The following is a 19730-nucleotide window of genomic DNA, read 5'->3' on the forward strand; positions in this document are numbered from 1 at the left end:
CCGCAGGCTTCCCTCACAGCTCGTGCGGGAAGTAGTGCGTCTTGCCCTGGGCCATCTCGGCCTTGCAGACCCGGGCGATCTGGGCGGCGGTGTCGCGCAGGGCGTTCTGCACTTTCGCCCCGACGTCCGCGCCGGTCGCGTAGGTGACCGAGACGGCGCCGACCGCGAAGTCGTGGATGATGATCGGCACGGCCGAGGACGACACCCCGGGTTGGGCCTCGTCGCGCTCGTGGGCGATGGCGTCGCCACGCACCTTGCGCAGCTCGATGACGAGCTCGTCGACGTCGGTGACGGTGGCGCCGCTCATCAACGGCATGGGACGGGGCAAGAATGACTCGAGGTCCTCGAGGTTCTCCGAGGCAAGCAGGATCTTGCCGAGGGCGGTGGCGTTGGCGGGCAGTCGGGAGCCGACCCCGGCGCGGTGCTCGGGGGCACCGTGCCGGGCCATCTTGTCGAGGAAGAGCACGTCGAACTGGCGCAGGACGCCGAGCTCGACGCTCAGCCCCGACCACCGGTGCAGCGCGGCGAGGAACGGTAGGGCGTTGTCGCGCATGCCGCCGGCGGGGGTGTTGACGGCGAGCTGCAACAGGTCGAGGCTGACGACGTAGCCGGAGCGGTGGGTCTCGACCGCACCGAGATCGATGAGTCGGGCGATGAGTCGGTGCACCGTCGACTTGGGCAGCCCCGAGGCCCGTGAGAGCTCACTGAGGGTCATCACCCGCGACTCGGAGTTGAACGCCCGCAGCAGGTCGAAGGCCTTGGACAGGATCGAGGGAGGCTCGGCGGCAGGAACTGAGCGCACCTCGTCGTCCACTCCTCGCACCGTCCCGGGCTCGTCTGTGATGCCGGTCATGGTAGCCGAGCAGATGTTCGGGGGCGGTGGCTCGTGTTCCGGTCCCTGGAACGGGTCCTGATCGGGCCACGGGGTGCGCTCATAGCGTCGGCGCATGCGGATCGTCGATGTGCACGCCCACCTCTTCCCACCCGGGGTCGCGTCCGGCCCCGGGCTCCCGCGGCTCGAGGTCGATGACGCGACCGGCGGGCGCCTGATGATCGACGACCGGGTCTTCCGCACAGTGTCGGCAGCTCTTTGGGACGTCGATGCGCGCCTGACCGAGCTTGACGCGCAGGACGTGCAGCTGCAGGTCGTCTCGCCGGTGCCAGTGACCCTCGAGGTCGACGGAATCCCCGATGGCGCGGCGTTCCACCGCTCCCTCAACGAGGGCATCGCCGCCGCGGTGGCCAGGGCGCCCGACCGGCTCGTCGGACTGGGTGCCGTGCCCACCGAGGACGTCGGCGCTGCGATCGACGAGCTCGAGCACGCCGTGACCGGACTGGGTCTCGCCGGGGTCGAGATCGGCGCGCGGACCGGCGGCAGGGAGCTTGATGATCCGGCGCTCCTGCCGCTCTTCCGGGCCGCTGACGCCCTGGGAGCGTTGGTGTTCGTGCATCCGCTCGGGGGCGGTGCCGGCGCCGTACGACGCACCGGTCAGCCCTACGACTTCGGGCTCGGGATGCTGACCGACACCGCTCTGGCGGCGAGCGCGCTGGTCTTCGGTGGGGTGCTCGACGCCTGTCCCGGCCTGCGTGTGCTGCTGGCCCACGGCTGCGGCACCTTCGCCTGGGCTCACCCGCGGCTCTCGGCGGGATCCGCACTCGGCGGCGACCACTCTTCGGGTGACCATGACGCGTTGGTGCGCCGGCTCTGGGTCGACACCCTCGTCTTCGACCCCGCCCAGCTAGGGCTCCTGGCCCACCGCTTCGGTGCCGACCACGTGATGGTCGGCTCGGATCACCCCTTCATCCCCGGACAGCTCGAGGACGCTCGTGACCTCGTGGGTGCCGCCGTCCGCCGTGGCGACCTGACTGACGAGGAGGGCGCCGCCGTGCTGGCCCACAACGCTTTGGCCCTCCTGGGTGTCGGCCCGGCCATCGCTTCTGTGCGAAGGTGACGCGGTGACGACTCAGGGCGTGACGGTGGTGGGCGGCGGTCCGCACGGACTTCTGCACGCGCTCGCCCTCGCCCGGGCAGGCATCGACGTCACGGTGCTGGAGGCGCGCCCGCCGCGCACGACCGGCTCGCCCCGGGCGATGACCTTCCATTGGTCGATGATGCAGGGGCTCGACCGGCTGGGCATCCTCGAGGAGGCGCTCTCCCGCGGCATCATCCACCAGGTGTGGTCACTCAACGTGCTGGCCACCGGGGAGCGGATGGCGCTCGAGCTCGACGTGCTGGCCGGCGACATCGAGCATCCCTTCACCCTGCACCTGCCGCAGGAGCAGCTTGGCGAGATCATCCTGTCCCGCCTGGCGGAGCACGCCCACGTGCACCTGGAGTGGAACACCCGCGTGCAACGGCTCGTCCAGGACAGCGATGGAGTCAACGTGCTCGCCGACTCGCCCGACGGGGAGCGAGAGTACCGGTCGTCCTGGGTGGTTGGCGCCGACGGTGCGACCAGCGCCGTACGACGCGCGATCGGCCTGGGCCTGCCCGGCGTCACGTGGCCGGAGCGCTTCGTGGCCGCCAACCTCCGCTACGACTTCGCGGCGCTCGGCTACGAGGTCTCCACGCTGCAGCTCGACCCGACCGACGGCGCCCTGGTGGCGCAGATCGACGACCAGGGACTGTGGCGCTACCTGTACGCCGAGAGTCTCAAGCTCCCCGAGGAGACGGTCGGCGACCGGATGGGCGAGGTCCTGCGGCGGGTGCTGCCTGGGGGACCGCTGCCCGAGATCGAGGCCTACGCGGCCCACCGCATGCACCAGCGGGTAGCCGACCGCTTCCGGGTCGGGCGGGTGCTGCTGCTCGGCGACGCGGCCCACGTCACCAACCCGACCAGCGCCTACGGGCTGGCCGGCGGCTACTTCGACTCCGAGTGCCTCGTCGAGGCGCTGTCGGCCGTCATCCACGACGGCGCGGGAGACGACATCCTCGACCGCTACTCCGAGGTCCGCCGCCGCGTCTTCACCGACCTCGCCTCGCCGGTGTCGACGGAGTCCAAGCAGCTGCTGTGGAACTCGGCGAAGCCCGGTCGCCTCCAGGGCGAGATCGAGCGGTTCCGCCACATCACCGCGAGCCGAGCCCGGCAACGCGAGTACCTCCTCGTCGCGCGCGGCCTGCAGAGCGCGCCGCTGCGCTCGCGCCGGCCCAGCGCGATCTGACCAGCGCGATCTGACGCTCAGCCGACGAGCAGTGCGGTCAGCTCGTCGAGTCGGCGATCTGAGACGCCGGCGGTACGCAGGAACGCCCGCGCGTCGCCGTACGAACGACGCAGTCCGGCCAGGAACCCGACCATCGTCTCCGGGACCGCGCCGAGCGACTCCGCCGGGAGTGCCGCCAGTCGCTCGGCGTAGCCGGGGATCTCGCCGAGTCGCTCGAGCAGCGCGGCGGTGTGTTCGGAGGTGAGGGCGTAGTCGGCCACGACCTCCTCGTCGCGCACCCCGACGGCCGACAGCAGGACGGCGAGCACGACACCGGTGCGGTCCTTGCCCATCGTGCAATGCACCAGCGCCGGCAGCTGGTCGGCGTCGGTCAGGGTCGTCACGATCGCCGCGAACGACGGCCGCGAGTGGTCGAGGAAGCGCAGGTAGTGAGCCACCATCGCGGCGGTGGGGTCGTCGAGGTCGGGCACGGCCTCGCGCCCGCCCGAGCGCAGGGGGGCCAGCAGCACCGTGCGCTCGGCCCAGGCGAGGGCGGTGCTGGTGGCGCCGGCGATCTCCCCCCGGCTGCGCAAGTCGATCCGCAGCCTCAGCCCGACCTCGTCGACGAGCACCGCGGCCTGGTAGGCGTCGAGGAAGTGGGGGGTGGCGCTGCGCAGCAGCTGGCCGTGGCGGGTCGCGTGGGCGTCGTACGTCGCCAGACCGCCGACGTCTCGCAGGTTGGCGAGGTCCGGGAGACCGGGATGTCCCGAGGAGGTGCCGATCGCGGATCCTGGCTGCACCAGCGCAGGCTATCGACCTCGTGCGAGTCCACCCGCGCCCGCCGTTCCGTGGACCGGAACCGCGGGAAGCCCCGAAGCGGGCGTACCCCCGACCCTGGGTGCATGCCCCCAGCTGATGCGGTGCTGCTCGCCGCCAGACGTCTCGTCGACGCCCGCCGTGACGGAGTGCCCTGTCCGCCCGTACGCGACCTGATCGGATCCTCCGACGTCGCCACCGCCTATGCCGTGCAGGAGCAGGTCGTCGCCGACCTCCGCTCGCGCGGTGCCCGCGTGGTGGGACGCAAGATCGGGCTCACATCGCCTGCCGTGCAGGCGCAGCTCGGCGTGGACCGCCCCGACTTCGGGGTGCTGCTCGACGACATGGACGTCTCCGGCCTCGACGTCGTGCCGCTGTCCGGCCTGTTCCAGCCCAAGGTCGAGGCGGAGATCGCCTTCGTGCTGGGCTCCGACCTGGCCGAGGGTCCGCTGGACGACGCGCAGGTGCGGGCCGCGGTCGAGGTTGCGATCCCAGCGCTGGAGATCGTCGACAGCCGGGTCGCGGGATGGGACATCACCTTCGGCGACACGGTCGCCGACAACGGCTCGAGCGCGCTCTACGTGCTCGGCGCGTCGCGCCTCGGGCTCGACGCGTTCACCCCAGTCGAGGCGCAGATGACGATGCACGTCGGCGACGAGCTGGTCTCCTCCGGCAACGGAGCCGCTTGCCTCGGGGACCCGCTCGTCGCGCTGGCGTGGCTCGCCCGCACGGCCCTCGATGTCGGCGACCCGCTGCGGGCCGGGCAGGTGGTGCTCTCCGGGGCGCTCGGCCCGATGGTCGCGGTGTCGCCCGGCACGACGTACGACGCACACATCAGCGGGCTGGGCGCGGTCCGGGTCACGTTCTCCGAGGAGGAGTGGACATGAGCACCAAGGTGGCGATCATCGGGTCGGGCAACATCGGCACCGACCTGATGATCAAGGTGATGCGGGTGTCCGAGACCCTCGAGGTCGGTGCGATGGTCGGCATCGACCCGGCCTCCGACGGGCTCGCCCGCGCGGAGCGGTTCGGCTTCGCGACGACCGCCGACGGAGTCGACGGGCTGATCGCGCTGCCGAGCTTCGACGAGATCGAGGTCGTCTTCGACGCTACCTCGGCGGGCGCGCACCGTTCCAACGCGGCGCGGCTGGCGCCGTACGGCAAGCGACTGATCGACCTGACCCCGGCGGCGATCGGCCCGTTCGTGGTCCCGGCGGTCAACCTTCAGCAGCACCTCGCGGCCCCCAACGTCAACATGGTCACCTGCGGCGGCCAGGCCACGATCCCGATCGTCGCGGCGATCTCGCGGGTCACGGCGGTGCCCTACGCCGAGATCGTGGCCTCGATCGCATCCAAGTCGGCTGGTCCGGGCACCCGCGCCAACATCGACGAGTTCACCGAGACGACCTCACACGCGATCGTCTCGGTGGGCGGCGCGGCACGGGGGAAGGCGATCATCGTGCTCAATCCCGCGGAGCCGCCGTTGATCATGCGCGACACCGTGCTCGCCCTCATCGATGACGGCGACCCACTCACCCACGACCGGATCCGCACGTCGATCGCCGAGATGGTCGCCGACGTGGCGGCGTATGTGCCCGGCTACCGCCTCAAGCAAGAGGTGCAGGTCGTCGCCGTGCCCGACGATCAACCGGTGCACACCCTGACGGGTCCGCTGCCCGAGGGCCGGCGCGTCACCCACCAGGTGTCGGTTTTCCTCGAGGTCGAGGGTGCTGCGCACTACCTCCCGGCGTACGCCGGCAACCTCGACATCATGACGTCGGCCGCGCTGCGCGTTGCCGAGCAGATGGTGCTGCGCACCCAGGAGGTCGTCGCATGAGCACCGCCCAACCGATCCGACTGTTCCTGCAAGACGTGACCTTGCGCGACGGGATGCACGCCATCCGCCACCGCATCGAGCCAGACGACGTCGGGCGGATCGTGGCGGCGCTCGACGCGGCCGGCGTCGACGGCATCGAGGTCGCCCACGGCGACGGGCTCGCCGGTGGCTCGCTCAATTATGGCCCTGGGTCGCACTCCGACTGGGAGTGGATCGAAGCAGCCGCCGACAACCTCACCAGCGCTCGGCTGACCACGCTCCTGCTCCCCGGCATCGGCACGATCGAGGAGCTCAAGCACGCCCACTCCCTTGGGGTGCGCTCGGTGCGAGTCGCGACTCACTGCACCGAGGCTGATGTCTCGGCCCAGCACATCCAGACGGCTCGCGACCTCGGGATGGATGTCTCGGGCTTCCTGATGATGAGCCACCTGGCTGACGCCGCGACCCTCGCGGCACAGGCGCGCCTGATGGAGTCCTACGGCGCCCAGTGCGTCTACGTCACCGACTCTGGCGGCCGCCTGACCATGGACGGTGTGCGCGAGCGGGTGCGCGCCTACCGCGACGCTCTCGATCCGTCCACCGAGCTGGGCATCCACGCCCACGAGAACCTCTCGCTCTCGGTGGCCAACTCGGTGGTGGCCGTCGAGGAGGGTGTGACCCGTGTCGACGCCTCCTTGGCCGGTCAGGGAGCCGGAGCCGGCAACTGTCCCATCGAGCCATTCGTCGCGGTGGCGACCATCAACGGCTGGGAGCACGGGGCCGACCTGTTCGCCCTCCAAGACGCCGCCGACGACCTGGTGCGGCCCCTGCAGGACCGCCCGGTACGCGTCGACCGGGAAACCCTCACACTCGGTTACGCCGGCGTCTACTCGTCGTTCCTCCGTCACGCCGAGGTGGCGGCCGAGCGCCACTGTCTCGACGTGCGCGACATCCTGATGGAGGTCGGAGCGCGGCGCCTGGTCGGCGGCCAGGAGGACATGATCGTCGACATCGCCCTGGACCTGGCGGCTCGGCGCTGAAGAAGACGCTGCAGAGGCGAGCCGACGCCAGCGATCCCGCGGCAGCGGAACGCCGGCTCGTGACGCGGCTCAGCCCGGGGTGAGGTACGGCGCGCGCACCTCGCGCTTCAGGAGCTTGCCGGTGGGCGTGCGCGGCAGGCTCTCGACGAAGTCGATGCTGCGCGGCGCCTTGTAGTGCGCCACCCGCTCACGCACGTAGTCGATGAGCTCACGCTCCAGCTCGGCGCCGGTCGTGACGCCGGGGGCGGCCAGCACGACGCCCTTGACCTGCTCCCCCATCTCGGCGTCCGGCACGCCGATCACGGCGACGTCGTCCACCTTCGGGTGCAGGGCGAGGAGGTTCTCGACCTCCTGCGGGTAGATGTTGGCCCCACCGGAGATGATCATGAACGAGCGACGGTCGGTCAGGTAGAGGAAGCCCTCGTCGTCGAGGCGGCCGACGTCGCCGGTCGTCGTCCACGTCGGGTGCCGCGGGTGCTGCGCCTCGGCGGTCTTGACCGGGTCGTTGTGATACACGAACGGCAGCTCGTCGCGCTCGAAGTAGACCAGCCCGGTCTCCCCGACCGGCAGCTCGGGCTGGTCGTCCTGCTCGTCGTCACAGATCCGTACGACGCCCAGGCCGGCGCGGCCGACGGACCCGGGGTGGGTGACCCACTCGGCCGAGGTGATGAGGGTGATCCCGTGCACCTCGGTGGCCGCGTAGTACTCCTCGAGCACCGGGCCCCACCAGTCGATCATCTGCTGCTTGACCTCGACCGGGCACGGTGCGGCTGCGTGCACGGCGACGCGCAGCGTGGAGACGTCGTACTGCTGGCGCACCTCGACCGGCAGCTTGAGCATCCGCACGAACATCGTCGGCACCCACTGGCTGTGGGTCACGGCATACCGCTCGATCAGGGAGAGTGACTGCTCGGCGTCGAACTTCGGCATCACCACGACCGTGCCGCCGGTGGCCTGCGTCATCACGCAGTAGCGCAGCGGTGCTGCGTGGTAGAGCGGGGCGGGGGAGAGGTACACGGTGTCCGTCCCGAACCCGAAGCGCGTGCCGAACACGGCGGCCATGGTGTTCCACGGCTGGTCGATCGTCAGGGACGGCATCGGGGGCCGGATCCCCTTGGGTCGGCCGGTGGTGCCCGAGGAGTAGAGCATGTCCTGTCCGACCGGCTCGGCCTCGTCGCGCACCGGCGACGCGGTGGCGAGCACGTCGTCGAGGTCGTCGAAGCCATCGACCGCGCCCCCGAATGCCAGTCGCACCACCAGCTCGGGCATCGCGGCGGCGACACCCACGGCGATCTCGGACTTGCCGGCCGAGACGACGAGCGCCTTGGCGCCGGAGTCGCGCAGGATGTAGAGGACCTCGTCGAGGCCGAGGTGGGTGTTGATGGCGGTGACGTAGAGCCCGCTGCGCATCGCGGCCCAGTAGGCGTCGAAGTAGCGGGGGTGGTTCTCCGAGAGGATCGCGACGCAGTCGCCGCGCTCCAGACCGCGGTCGCGCAACGCGTGGGCGAGCCGCACCGATCGGTCCTCGAGCTGGGCGTAGGTGACGACCTCTCTCTGGTCGCCGAGCGGGTCGATCATGACGACGGCGGGCTTGTCGGGGTGCAGGGCAGCGTGCTTGCCGGGGTACATCGTCATCTCCTTGTCGGTAGGTGTCTCGCGGATGGGGGCGGTCGGTCAGGCGCCGCGCAGGGCGGCGTCGCTGGCCGCCGCCGCGCGCTCGAGCGCGCGCTCCAGCAACGGTCCGACCATGTCGCCGATGCCGTCGAAGCCGTCACCGACGGTCGTGCCCTGCAGGTGCCGACTGTGGATCTGCTCGAGGATCACCGCGATCTTGAAGTCGGCGAAGACGATGTACCAGTCGACGTCGTCGATGGCGAGGTCGCGACGCGTGGCGTAGCCCTCGACCACCCCGCGCGCGTCCAGGAAGCCCGGCAGCGCGGTCGCTCCCTGGGTGATCGGGTTGAAGAACTGCCCGGCCTCGTCCCAGAAGCTGACCAGCACCCCGAGGTCGGCGAGGGTGTCGCCGAGCGTGGCCATCTCCCAGTCGAGTACACCGAGGATCCGGGTGGGGTCGTCGTGGGCGACCATGATGTTGTCGATCTTGTAGTCGCCGTGCACGATCCCGGGGAACCGCGTCGGCGGCAGCGAGCGGGTCAGGCGGGCGAGCAGCTCGGCCGGCTCGGAGCGCTCGGTGGTGGCGACGGCTTCCCACTGCCGGCCCCAGCGCGAGACCTGCCGCTCGAGGTAGCCGTCGGGCCGTCCCCAGCCCTCGAGCCCGACGTCTGCGGGGTGGATGGAGTGCAGGTCGACCAGGGTGTCCAGCATCGACGCGCTGATGCCGGACCGTTCGGACTCGCTCATCGTCGCGGTGTCGGCCGGGGTGCGGAAGGTGCGACCGTCGAGACGGTCCATCACGTAGAACGGCGCTCCGAGCACGGCCTCGTCCTCGCAGTGCACCAGGACGCGGGGCACCGGGACCGCCGAGTCGACCAGCGCGCTCATCACCCGGGCCTCCCGACCCATGTCGTGACCCGAGGCGACGTACTCGCCGTACGGCGGCCGGCGCAGGATCCAGTCGTGGGTGCCGTCGGTCAGGGCGTACGTCGGGTTCGACCGTCCTCCCGCGACCAGGTCGGCCTTCAGGGCTCCGGCGAGTCCGCCCTCGACGACCTCGTCGAGGTAGGGCGTGAGTGCAGCCAGGTCGAGCGCAGGTGCGATGCGGTCGGCATCAGTCGCGGTCATGGGTCCTCCTCGGTAACCGAACGTTCGCTAGGTTACGCGAGAACGGATCGATGCGCGACCTGTCCGGTCACGGGCCCGGCGAGGTCAGGTGGTTGGCGCGGCCCGGACCGTCGCCAGGGCGAGCTCGCGGTAGCGCTCGGCCATCGTCTCGGGGGAGGTAGTGCCGCCGAGGCGGTACCAGGACGCGATCGAGTAGCCCATCTCGATCACGGCGCGCACGGCCTCGCGCGGGTATGGCGTCGAGAACTCACCGCTGGTCACACCGTGGTCGACCACCTCGCGGAAGAGCGCTTCCTGCTCGTCGCGCAGGGCCACGACCTCGGCGCGACCCACGTCGTCCAGGCTGCGCAGCTCCGAGGCGCCGATCAGCGCCTCGGCCTGCCGCTCGGTGTGGAAGGCGACCCAGGCCACCATCAGGGCGCCCAGCCGCTCGGTCGCGCTGGGTCCGGCGGTCTCGATGGCGGCCCGGGTCGCGGCCAGGACGTCTCCCATGGTGCGGCGCATCAGCTCCTGGAGGATGTCCTGCTTGGACGGGAAGTGGTGGTAGATCGACGCAACCGTGACGTCGGCGTCGCGGGCGATGTCGCGCATCGACGTGCCGTGGTAGCCGCGCTCGGTGAAGTTGGCGACGGCGGAGGTCACGATGACCGCCTTGCCTCCGCGCGTGGGCGCCTTCGCGGGTCGTGCCATGGAGGGCTCCTTCCGTGGGCGCGGTGCGGCGTCAAGCTCTGTGGAGAGGAGCGTAGCGATCGTTCACTTGGGCGCTGAGAGCACCGGCTCGTGGCGCCCGTGCCTCAGCCGGGGGTGCCCGCCGACTTCTTGGCGGAGTCGCTGACCCCCGAGTCGCGCACCTGCTGCTCGGCCCAGGGACGCAGCTCCCGCTTGAGCAGCTTGGCGTTGGCGTTGCGAGGCAGTCGTTCGCTGCGAACGATCGTCACGCGGGGACGCTTGTACGACGCAAGCTGCGCGGCGCACGCAGCCTCGACCGTCGCGGCCTCGAAGTCCGCGTCGTCGGTGACGACCACCGCGACCGCCGTCTCCCCGAAGCGCTCGTGGGGCACGCCGACCACGGCAGCCTCGACGACTCCGGGCAGTCGGTTGATGACGTCCTCGATCTCCTTCGGATAGACGTTGAGCCCGCCCGAGATGATCATGTCCTTGGTGCGACCGACGATGGTGATGAACCCTTCGGCGTCGAGCTCCACGAGGTCGCCGGTGTGCAGCCAGCCGTCGCGGAACGCCTCGGCGGTCTGCTCGGGGCGCTGGTGGTAGCCGACCATCGTGGCCAGAGAGCGCACCAGCAGCTCGCCTGTCCCGCAGCGCTGGATCGCCCCGTCGGCGTCGCGGATGGCGAGATCGGTGTGCGGCAGTGCCCGTCCTGCAGAGCCCTCGTGGGCGAAGACCTCGTCGGCCATCAGCACCGTGGTGATCGTGGGGAACTCCGAGAGCCCGTAGCCCTGGCACACGTCGACGCCGGGGACTCCGCGGCAAACGCCCTCGATGACCGAGCGCGGCACGGGTTCGGCTCCGGTGACGATCCACTCCAGGGCGCTGGCAGACAGCCGCTCCATCAGGTCGGGGCGCGTGGCCAGGTCTCGCAGCAGGCTGGGGACGAGCATGACGTGGGTGATCCGGTCACGCTCGAGGCCCTCGACGATCGACTCCATGCTCGCGCCGCCGGTGCGCCGCACCTCGGAGTAGCCCCCGACCCAGACCAGGCCCAGGACGAGGTTGTGGAGCCCGGCCGCCCAGGAGAAGGACGGGATCACCGCGTAGCGGACGTCCTTGGTCAGGCCGAGGCCCTGGATCTGCCCCATGGCGTTCCACAGCACCCCGTTGTGGGTGTGGGCTGCCGCCTTGGGGAGTCCGGTGGTGCCGGAGCTGTAGTAGAGCACGGCGACGTCGTCGAGCGCCGGCCCGACGTGGCCCTCGGGCAAGGAGCCCTGCCGTACGTCGACGTACGCCGCGGTGTGAGCGCTCGGCGGTGCTGCGACCTCGCCGAGCAGCACCACGGTGTCGAAGTCGACGTCCAGAGCAGCGACGCTGCGGCCGGCGACCTCGTCCATCACCAGGTACCGGGCGCCGCTGTCGCGGCAGACGTGGGCGATCTCGGGGCCGGTGAGCAGCACGTTGACCGGCACGCAGACTGCTCCGAGTGCGGAGAGCCCGAAGAAGACCTCGAGCCACTCCAGGCGGTTGCCCATCATCACCGCGACGGCGTCCCCGGGGCGCACGCCGAGGTCGTGCAGCCCCCCTGCGAAGCCGGTTGCCCCATCACGCAGCTCCACGAAGGTCCGGGTCTCCCCTTCGAAGCCGAACGCCGGACGGTCGCCGTAGGCGGCCTCGGCCGAGCGGTCCAGCACGCCGAAGACGTTGCGGGCCAGGGTCATGGGTGCCTCCAAGGAGCCGGGTTGCGGGAAGTGGTCTGCGTCACTAGCCTAGCGATCGTTCGCTTTAATGCAAGCGCCTGACTCACGGATGCAGGAGACGTGTGTGGACCGCTGGGGGATGACGATTCCGCTCGACGGGCTGTCGCTGAGCGAGCAAGCAGAGGTGTGCCGCGAGCTCGAGGGTCTCGGCTACACCGACCTCTGGAGCGCCGAGGGCATGCACGCCGACGGCTTCACGCCGTTGGCCGTCGCGGCGGCGGTGACCACGCACGTCCATCTCGGGATCGCCATCGCGCCGTCCTTCACCCGCGGACCGGCGCTCCTCGCCCAGACAGCCGCCACCATGGCGGCCACCGCGCCGGGCCGCTTCACCCTCGGGATCGGGTCGTCGTCCAACGTCATCGTCGAGAAGTGGAACTCGATCCCTTTCGAGAAGCCGCTGTCGCGCAACCGGGACCTGTTGCGCTTCCTGCGGGCGGCTCTCGCCGGCCAGCGGGTGGAGCAGGCCTACGACACGTTCAGCGTCGAAGGATTCCGGCTGGGCGTCGTCCCGGATCCTGCGCCGAACGTGTTGCTGGCCGGGCTGCGCGGCAAGATGCTCTCCCTGGCCGGCGAGGAGGCCGACGGTGCCATCATCAACTGGCTCTCGGCCGAGGACGTCGAGCAGGTCACCCCCATCGTCGGCGCGCACGGCCCGCGTGAGGTCGTCGCCAGGATCATCGTCGCTCCGACCGCCGACGCGGACGTCGCCCGTGCGCTCGGCCGGCGACTGATCACGACGTACCTCAACGTCCCGGTGTACCGCGACTTCCACCGGTGGCTGGGACGTGACGACCTCGAGCCGATGTGGCGGCTGTGGGAGGAAGGCGACCGCAAGGCCGCGCTCGCAGCCGTGCCCGACCAGGTCGTCGACGACCTCGTCGTGCATGGTCGCCCGGAGGAGATCCGTGAGCACCTGCGTCGCTTCGTCGACCACGGAGTCACCACCCCGATCGCCATGCTGTTGCCCGTGCCAGGCGTCGACCCCCGCGAGGTCTGCCGAGACCTGGCTCCCCGATGAAAGGACCCCCAGACATGCAGCAGGACGAGTTCGCCGGCAAGGTCGTCGTCGTCACCGGAGGGAGTCGTGGTCTCGGCCACGAGATGGTGCAGGCCTTCGCCGAGCGCGGTGCTGACGTCGTGATCGCCAGTCGCAAGTTCGAGACCTGTGAGCAGGTGGCTACCGAGGTCGCGCAGAAGTACGGCGTGCGCGCGCTGCCGGTGGGGTTCAACGTCAGCTCCTGGGACGACTGCGACCGGCTGGTGGAGACCGTCTACGCCGAGCTCGGCACGGTCGACGTCCTGATCAACAACGCCGGCCTCTCGCCGCTCTATCCCAGCCTCGAGGAGCTCTCCGAGGCGCTGTTCGACAAGGTCGTCGCCGTCAACCTGCGCGGGCCCTTCCGGCTGTCGGCGGTGATCGGCGCCCGGATGGCCGAGGGTGACGGGGGCGCGATCATCAATGTCGGATCGATCGAGGCCATCCGACCACAGCCACACGCGTTGCCGTACGCCGCCGCCAAGGCGGGGCTGCACACGCTGACGGAGGGCTTCGCCCGGGCCTACGGGCCCACGGTGCGGGTCAACACGATCCAGGCCGGGGCGTTCCTCACCGACATCTCGGACAACTGGCCCGAGGGGCTGCAGGAGGAGATGGAGCCGAAGATCGCCCTCGGCCGCTGCGCCCAGCCGAGCGAGGTCGTGGGCACAGCGCTCTACCTCGCGGGCTCCGCCTCGTCGTACACGACCGGTGCCGCGATCCGCGTGGACGGTGGATGGGCCTGATGGTGGGCCTGACGCGGCGCATGCACTGCGTGGAGCTCGGTGACCCGACGCTGCTCCGGCTCGTCGAGGAGTCCACTCCCCAGCCGGCGCCGGGCGAGGTGTTGATCCAGACCGAGGCGGTCGGGGTGAGCTTCGTCGACGGCCTGATCGTGCGGGGCGCCTACCAGGTGCGGCCGCCCCTGCCGTTCACCCCGGGCAACTGCGTCGTCGGGGTGGTCGCTGCGGTGGGGAGCCCCGAGGACGAGGCACTGCTGGGACAACGGGTGGCCAGCGTGCTGGACGGCGTCGGGGGTGCCTACGCGACCCACGTCCTCACCACTGCCGAGACTCTCGCCGCCGTGCCGGCCGGGATCGCGCCCGACGTGGCCGCGGCCTCGATGGAGAGCTACCTCACCGTCCTGTTCGCCACCACCCACCGGGTCACCATCGCCGCGGGCGAGGAGGTCGTCGTCCTCGGAGCCGGCGGCGGGATCGGTCTCGCGGCCGTCGACGTGGCGCGCAGCCTCGGTGCGCGGGTCACCGGAGTCGCCTCGAGCGAGGAGAAGCGGGCGGCGGCCCAGCGGGCAGGGGCCAGCACGACGCTCGACTACGGGGACCCGAGAGATCTGAAGGACCGGATCCGCGAGACCACCTGCGGCGGGGCCGACGTGGTGATCGACCCCGTCGGAGGCCAGGCTGCGGAGGGCGCCTTGCGCTCACTCACGACCGGCGGCCGCTACTGCGTCGTCGGTTTCGCCTCGGGAGAGATTCCCCGTCTGCCCGCCAACATCGTCCTGCTGCGCAACCGGTCCGTCATCGGCGTCGACTGGGGCGACTGGTCGCGGGTCGAGGGCGGTGCCGCCGGCAACGCGCTGCTCCTCACCGACCTCCTCGCCCGCATCGCTCGCGGTGAGCTCGCCCCACCCGCTCCCTCGAGCGCCCCGCTCGCCGACGCGGGTCGGGTCCTGACCTCGATCGGCGAGCGCCGCGCGGTGGGCAGGTACGTGCTGCGGATGTCGTGAGGTCTCGCACCTATCGCGGCAGCAGGTGCGCGGTGACGCCGTGCGGCTCGGGCGTGGTCGCGTCGGAGTAGCGGCGCAGCTCCGTGCGCGCCACGGCGCGGCGGTGCACCTCGTCCGGCCCGTCGGCCATCCGGATGATCCGCGCCTCGGCGTACATCCGCGCGAGCGGGAACTCCTGCGACAGCCCGCCACCGCCGTGCACCTGCATGGACCGGTCGATGACCCGAGCAGCCATGTTGGGGACGGCGACCTTGATGCCCGAGATCTCGCTCGCGGCGGCGCGGTTGCCGACGGTGTCCATCAGGTGCGCGGTGTAGAGCGTGTAGAGGCGTGCCTGGTCGATCTCGATGCGGGAGTCGGCGATCCACTCGCGGATCACGCCCTGGTCCACGAGGCGGGTGCCGAAGGTGCTGCGGCTCTCCGCGCGGGCGATCATCAGCTCCAGGGCTCGCTCGGCGGCGCCGATCATCCGCATGCAGTGGTGGATCCGTCCGGGCCCGAGTCGCGCCTGCGACATCGCGAACCCTGCTCCCGACTCACCGACGAGGTTGGTGATCGGCACCCTCACGTCGGTGAAGGTCATCTCGACGTGCGACTCGAACGGGTTGAACCCGAGCACGGTGAGGTCTCGCTCGATGGTGATCCCCGGGGTGTCGCGCGGGATGAGCACCATGGAGTGGCGACGGTGGCGTGGCGCGTCGGGCGAGGAGTCGGAGATCCCCATCAGGATCATGATCTTGCAGGCGTCACGGTTGATCCCCGAGATCCACCACTTGCGCCCGTTGATGACCCACTCGTCGCCGTCCTGCTCGATCGTGGTCTCGATGTTGCTGGCGTCGGAGGAGGCCACCTGCGGCTCGGTCATCACGTACGCCGAGCGGATGGTGCCGGCGAGGAGGGGCTGCAGCCACTGCTCCTTCTGGGCGGGCGTGCCGAACATGGAGAGCACCTCCATGTTGCCGGTGTCCGGCGCGGCACAGTTCATCGCCTCCGGTGCGAGGTGCAGGCTGCGACCGCTGAGCTCGGCAATCCGCGCGTAGTCGAGGTTGGGCAGCGGGTCGTGCCCGGGCTCGGGGTGGGGGAGGAAGAGATTCCACAGGCCGAGGTCGTGGGCCTTCTTCTTCAGCTCCTCCATGACCGGCGGCTGGGTGCGCGCCTCGCCGATCTCGCGGACCTGCTCCTCGAAGATCCGCTCGGCCGGGTAGACGTCGTCGGCGAGGAACCCGGTCAGCCTCTCGATCAGCACCGCGGCGCGGGGACTCGGCTCCAGCATCACGCCACCCCCAGGTAGGCACGACGGATCTCGTCGGAGGCACGCAGCTCGGCGGCCGGTCCCTCCATCGAGACCCGGCCGTGCTCGAGCACGTAGGCGCGGTCGGCGGCTGCCAGGGCCTGGTCGGCCATCTGCTCGACGAGCAGGATGCCGGCGCCGGTGCGCTCGCGGATCAGCTCGATCAGACGGAACACGTCGAGGGTCTTCAGCGGACTGAGTCCCAGGGACGGCTCGTCCAGCAGGAGGTAGCGCGGGCGCGCGGCGACGGCGCGGGTCAACGCCACCATCTGCTGCTCGCCCCCCGACAGCAGGTTGGCCTGCTGCCCCCACCGCTCCTTGACGATGGGGAAGGCCTCGAGGAGGGCCTCGACCGGGTCCTGGCCGCCGGTGCGACCTCTCGCTGCTCGGCGCCCGAGCTCGATGTTCTGCCCGACCGTCAGCTGCGGGAAGAGCTTGCGTCCCTCGGGCACCATCACCGTGCCACGTCGAGCGCGCTTGGCCGGCGTCAGCTTGGTGAGGGAGCCGTCGTCGTCCGCGACGTCGCCGGAGCGTACGGCGAGCAGCCCGGAGATGGTGCGCACCAGTGTGGTCTTGCCGGCCCCGTTGGAGCCGACGACGGCCACGAGCTCACCGGGGTCGACCCGCATGCTCACGCCGTGCAGGATCGGAGCGCGGTCATAGCCCGACTCCACGTTGTCGATGACGAGACTCATCAGTGCGTCCCTTCCTCGTGCGGCTTGCCGAGGTACGCAGCGACCACGGCTTCGTCGGAGAGGACCTCGGCAGGGGTGCCGCGGGCCAGCAGTCGGCCCTGGTCCATGCAGGTGACCTGGTCGGCGATCCGCGCCACCAGGTCCATGTGGTGCTCGACCACGACCAGGGCGAAGCCCTCCTCGCGCAGCGACAGCAGCAGGTCTCCGAGCACGACGGACTCGGTCGCCAGCAGTCCCGCCGCGGGCTCGTCGAGCACGATCAGCTGTGGATCGCTCGCCAGCGCTCGGGCGATCTCGAGATACCGCTGCTTGCCGTAGGGCAGCTCGCTCGCGCGGAGGTCCGCGACGTCGCCGAGCCCGACGAGGTCGAGCAGCCGGTCGGCCTCGGCGCGCATCTCCGCGTCGCGGCGGTAGCGGCCCGGCGGCTTCAGGGCGGCGGCCCACAACGGCGTACGGCCCGTGTCGGCGAAGCCGGCGAGCACGTTGGCCCGCACCGTGGCGTCGTGGAAGAGCTGCGGAGTCTGGAAGGTACGGGCGACGCCCGCGCGGGAGACGTGGTGCGGAGCCTGCCCGGTGAGGTCGCGACCCAGGAAGGTCACCGTGCCCTCCGTCGGCTGGTAGACGCCGGTGAGCAGGTTGGCCAGCGTCGACTTGCCGGCGCCGTTCGGACCGATGATCGCGTGGATCTGGCCACCGTCGACGGCGAGGTCCATCTCCGCCACGGCCCGCAGGCCGCCGAAGTTCTTGCTCAGGCCGCTGATCCGCAGCATCGACTCCGAGGTGTCCGCCCCCGCCGCTACCGGTGGGCGCTCGACCCGGGCGTGCTGGTCGGTGCTCGCGGTGGTGGTGACGGCCGGGTGGTCGGCGGTGCTCGCGGAACCCTCGGTGCTCGCGGCGTCCGGGTCGGCCGCGCTCTTGCGCACGACGGTGGCGAGCAGCTGTCCGGCGGTGCCGACGATCCCGCGGGGCATCAGGAACAGCGTCAGGATGAAGAGGACGCCGACGAGGCCGGAGGTGGAGAGGTACCAGGTGTCGGAGATGTTCTCCTGCTGGAAGCTGCCGATCTCGGCCAGGATGTCGGACTGCTCGAGCCAGACGATCGCGACCGCGCCGACCAGTGGGCCGAGGATGGTGCCGCTGCCGCCGAACACGACCGCCAGCACGATCGTGATCGTCAGGTAGATGTCGAAGGTCTCCGGCTGCAGGTGGGCGAAGGCCTGGGTGACGATGACGCCGCCGAGGCCGCCGAGCACGGAGGCCAGGACGAAGACCGAGATCTTGCGACGGAAGACATTGACGCCCAGGTGGGCCGCGAGCATCTCGCTCTCGCCGATGGCGCTCAGTGAGCTGCCCCAGGGCGACTTGGCGATGTTGCGGGCGATGATCAGGACCAGCACGGTGACCACGACGATCGGCACCATGACGGTGGCGACCTCGCCGGCGATCATCGGCGGACGGAACGTGATGCCGAAGACCGAGACCGGCTCCATCGACGTGGTGTCGTGCTCGGCGTAGTTGGGGTAGCCGGCCAGGCGGCCGAAAGCATTGCCCTCGTTGAGGATCCGCTCGACCAGGACGGCGAGCACCAGCGTGATGACGGCGAACTGAGGCCCGCGCAGTCGCATGGACGAGACGGCCACGACGGCGCCGATCGCGCCGCAGAGGGCCAGGGCGCCGAGGATCGCCAGCAGGGGCGGCAGCCCGACGTCCAGGGTGAGGTACGCCGAGGCGTACGCGCCGATGGCGTAGAAGCCGCCTTGACCCAGCGAGACGAGCTTGGTGTAGCCGACCAGCAGGTTGAGCCCGACGGCCGCCACGGTCATGGCCGCCATGCTGGCGACCAGCTGCATGGTCGAGATCGAGGTGCCGGCTCCGTCACGACCGGGCAGGATCGCCAGGACCGCGATGCCGAAGGCGACCACGGCGAAGAGGATGTCGCCGCGCAGCGCCGAGCGCACGTGCGAGCGGGGACGCTGCGGCTCGGGAGCGGCGGCCGAGGTGGGCGGGGACTTCTCGATGGTGCTCACAGCTTGACCTCCATGCGACGACCGAGCAGACCTTCGGGCTTCCACACCAGGACGGCGATGACGAGCAGCAGTCCGGCGGTCTCGCCCCAGATCGCGCCGTACTGGAAGCTGGCGACCTCACTGAGCACGCCGTACAGCGCGCCGCCGAGCAGCGGGCCCCAGAGCGAGCCGAGCCCACCGATCACCGCCACGGCGATCGAGGCCACGAGCAGCGGAGCACCCATCACGGGGGAGGCGCCGACCGTGGCGGCGTAGAGCACACCGGCCAGGCCGGCCAGGCCCATCGCCACGGCGTAGGCGCCCATCCCCACGAGTCGGGGCGAGATGCCCATGAGGGACGTGGTCTCCGGGTCTTGCGACACCGCGCGCATGACCAGGCCGATCGAGGTTCGTTGCGAGACCACGATCAGGATCAGCGAGATCACCACGGCGAGCACGGCCAGGAGCAGCTGCTGCTTGCTGACCCCGACGCCGAGCACGTCCACCGAGCCGCTGATGCGGGCGGTGTCCGACCGTTGCGGGGAGGGCCCCTCGACGTTGGTGATCAGGTTGAGCATGACGAACGAGAGCGCGACGGTCGAGAGCAGCCACCGGGTGTCGTGCTCACCTTGGGTGGTGAAGGGGAGCACGATGAAGCGGTAGGCCAGGGCGCCGACGACCGAGGCGGCCAGGAAGCCCACCGCGACTCGTCCGAAGCTCGGGAGCCACGACCACGACGAGACGGCGATCGTCGCGAACGCGCCCAGGGCGACGAACTCGCCCACGGCGAAGTTGAGGGTCTTGGTCGTGATGAACGTCAGGACGAAGGACTGGGCGAGCAGGGCGTAGAGCCCGCCGAGGACCAGGCCGAGGATCACGGGTTCCATGCGGACTCCTCAAGAGGTGACGGGGGAAGCGGGGCGGGGCTGGCTGGTGCTGGGTGGGGCGCGAGCTGGTGCGACCCGGTC

At 70.7% G+C, this 19730-nt stretch carries 18 protein-coding genes; 8 read left to right on the forward strand and 10 right to left on the reverse strand.

Translation table 11 applies throughout. From position 1 onward, the window contains the following. Positions 1 to 13: 13 nt before the first annotated feature. Complete coding sequence (locus Q1K33_RS03170) at positions 14 to 853, reverse strand: IclR family transcriptional regulator (RefSeq protein ID WP_300400501.1); 840 nt, start codon at positions 851 to 853, stop codon at positions 14 to 16. A gap of 94 nt (positions 854 to 947) precedes the next feature. Here Q1K33_RS03170 and Q1K33_RS03175 point away from each other — a divergent pair, with 94 nt between their 5' ends. Together Q1K33_RS03175 and Q1K33_RS03180 are read left to right on the forward strand one after the other, a co-directional pair. Beyond that, positions 948 to 1952 (forward strand): amidohydrolase family protein, encoded by a 1005-nt coding sequence (locus tag Q1K33_RS03175; protein WP_300400502.1) that lies wholly within the window; start codon positions 948 to 950, stop codon positions 1950 to 1952. A gap of 4 nt (positions 1953 to 1956) precedes the next feature. Next, entirely contained in the window at positions 1957 to 3162 is a 1206-nt protein-coding gene (locus tag Q1K33_RS03180; RefSeq protein WP_300400504.1) for an FAD-dependent monooxygenase, read from the forward strand. Positions 3163 to 3179: 17 nt separating this feature from the next. On the opposite strand, the gene Q1K33_RS03185 is transcribed toward Q1K33_RS03180, so the two are convergent. After that, complete coding sequence (locus Q1K33_RS03185) at positions 3180 to 3941, reverse strand: tyrosine-protein phosphatase (protein ID WP_300400507.1); 762 nt, start codon at positions 3939 to 3941, stop codon at positions 3180 to 3182. Between the two features lie 102 nt (positions 3942 to 4043). Here Q1K33_RS03185 and Q1K33_RS03190 point away from each other — a divergent pair, with 102 nt between their 5' ends. From Q1K33_RS03190 to dmpG, 3 genes are read left to right on the forward strand one after another with little or no spacing between them, the layout of a single operon-like run. Next, positions 4044 to 4844: a fumarylacetoacetate hydrolase family protein gene (locus tag Q1K33_RS03190; protein WP_300400509.1), complete on the forward strand. Its 801-nt coding sequence runs from the start codon at positions 4044 to 4046 to the stop codon at positions 4842 to 4844. Further along, on the forward strand, positions 4841 to 5794 hold the full coding sequence (locus Q1K33_RS03195; protein WP_300400512.1) for an acetaldehyde dehydrogenase (acetylating): 954 nt from the start codon (positions 4841 to 4843) through the stop codon (positions 5792 to 5794). The genes Q1K33_RS03190 and Q1K33_RS03195 overlap by 4 nt, the downstream gene beginning before the upstream one ends. Beyond that, entirely contained in the window at positions 5791 to 6813 is a 1023-nt protein-coding gene (gene dmpG, locus Q1K33_RS03200) for a 4-hydroxy-2-oxovalerate aldolase (RefSeq protein WP_300400514.1), read from the forward strand. Before Q1K33_RS03195 ends, dmpG begins: the two co-directional genes overlap by 4 nt. 69 nt (positions 6814 to 6882) lie before the next feature. On the opposite strand, the gene Q1K33_RS03205 is transcribed toward dmpG, so the two are convergent. The 4 genes from Q1K33_RS03205 to Q1K33_RS03220 all read right to left on the reverse strand — a co-directional run bounded on the left by Q1K33_RS03205 (position 6883) and on the right by Q1K33_RS03220 (position 11945). Continuing rightward, positions 6883 to 8448: an acyl-CoA synthetase gene (locus Q1K33_RS03205; protein ID WP_300400515.1), complete on the reverse strand. Its 1566-nt coding sequence runs from the start codon at positions 8446 to 8448 to the stop codon at positions 6883 to 6885. Positions 8449 to 8487: 39 nt separating this feature from the next. Beyond that, positions 8488 to 9555 carry a phosphotransferase family protein gene (locus Q1K33_RS03210; RefSeq protein ID WP_300400517.1) on the reverse strand — a complete coding sequence of 356 codons (1068 nt, stop codon included), beginning with the start codon at positions 9553 to 9555 and terminating at the stop codon, positions 8488 to 8490. 84 nt (positions 9556 to 9639) lie between these two features. Continuing rightward, entirely contained in the window at positions 9640 to 10245 is a 606-nt protein-coding gene (locus Q1K33_RS03215) for a TetR/AcrR family transcriptional regulator (protein WP_300400519.1), read from the reverse strand. Positions 10246 to 10349: 104 nt separating this feature from the next. Beyond that, positions 10350 to 11945, reverse strand: a complete 1596-nt coding sequence (locus Q1K33_RS03220; RefSeq protein WP_300400521.1) for a class I adenylate-forming enzyme family protein — start codon at positions 11943 to 11945, stop codon at positions 10350 to 10352. A 118-nt stretch (positions 11946 to 12063) separates the two neighbouring features. Here Q1K33_RS03220 and Q1K33_RS03225 point away from each other — a divergent pair, with 118 nt between their 5' ends. From Q1K33_RS03225 to Q1K33_RS03235, 3 genes are read left to right on the forward strand one after another with little or no spacing between them, the layout of a single operon-like run. After that, positions 12064 to 13005 (forward strand): LLM class F420-dependent oxidoreductase, encoded by a 942-nt coding sequence (locus Q1K33_RS03225; RefSeq protein WP_300400524.1) that lies wholly within the window; start codon positions 12064 to 12066, stop codon positions 13003 to 13005. A gap of 14 nt (positions 13006 to 13019) precedes the next feature. Further along, entirely contained in the window at positions 13020 to 13769 is a 750-nt protein-coding gene (locus Q1K33_RS03230; protein ID WP_300400526.1) for an SDR family oxidoreductase, read from the forward strand. Continuing rightward, on the forward strand, positions 13769 to 14770 hold the full coding sequence (locus Q1K33_RS03235) for a zinc-binding dehydrogenase (RefSeq protein ID WP_300400528.1): 1002 nt from the start codon (positions 13769 to 13771) through the stop codon (positions 14768 to 14770). The genes Q1K33_RS03230 and Q1K33_RS03235 overlap by 1 nt, the downstream gene beginning before the upstream one ends. A gap of 10 nt (positions 14771 to 14780) precedes the next feature. Here the strand turns inward: Q1K33_RS03235 and Q1K33_RS03240 are convergent, their stop codons facing one another. From Q1K33_RS03240 to Q1K33_RS03255, 4 genes are read right to left on the reverse strand one after another with little or no spacing between them, the layout of a single operon-like run. Further along, complete coding sequence (locus Q1K33_RS03240; RefSeq protein WP_300400531.1) at positions 14781 to 16043, reverse strand: acyl-CoA dehydrogenase family protein; 1263 nt, start codon at positions 16041 to 16043, stop codon at positions 14781 to 14783. Continuing rightward, positions 16043 to 16756: an ABC transporter ATP-binding protein gene (locus tag Q1K33_RS03245; protein ID WP_300400534.1), complete on the reverse strand. Its 714-nt coding sequence runs from the start codon at positions 16754 to 16756 to the stop codon at positions 16043 to 16045. The genes Q1K33_RS03240 and Q1K33_RS03245 overlap by 1 nt, the downstream gene beginning before the upstream one ends. Further along, the gene (locus Q1K33_RS03250) at positions 16756 to 18783 is read right to left on the reverse strand and encodes a branched-chain amino acid ABC transporter ATP-binding protein/permease (RefSeq protein WP_300400536.1); all 2028 of its coding nucleotides are present in this window, start codon (positions 18781 to 18783) and stop codon (positions 16756 to 16758) included. The genes Q1K33_RS03245 and Q1K33_RS03250 overlap by 1 nt, the downstream gene beginning before the upstream one ends. Further along, a complete protein-coding gene (locus tag Q1K33_RS03255; protein ID WP_300400538.1) occupies positions 18780 to 19649 on the reverse strand; it encodes a branched-chain amino acid ABC transporter permease in 870 nt (289 codons plus the stop codon). Before Q1K33_RS03255 ends, Q1K33_RS03250 begins: the two co-directional genes overlap by 4 nt. Positions 19650 to 19730 lie beyond the last annotated feature (81 nt).

The organism is Nocardioides sp. (assembly GCF_029937575.1).
In the GTDB taxonomy this organism is placed as follows: Bacteria; Actinomycetota; Actinomycetes; order Propionibacteriales; family Nocardioidaceae; genus Nocardioides.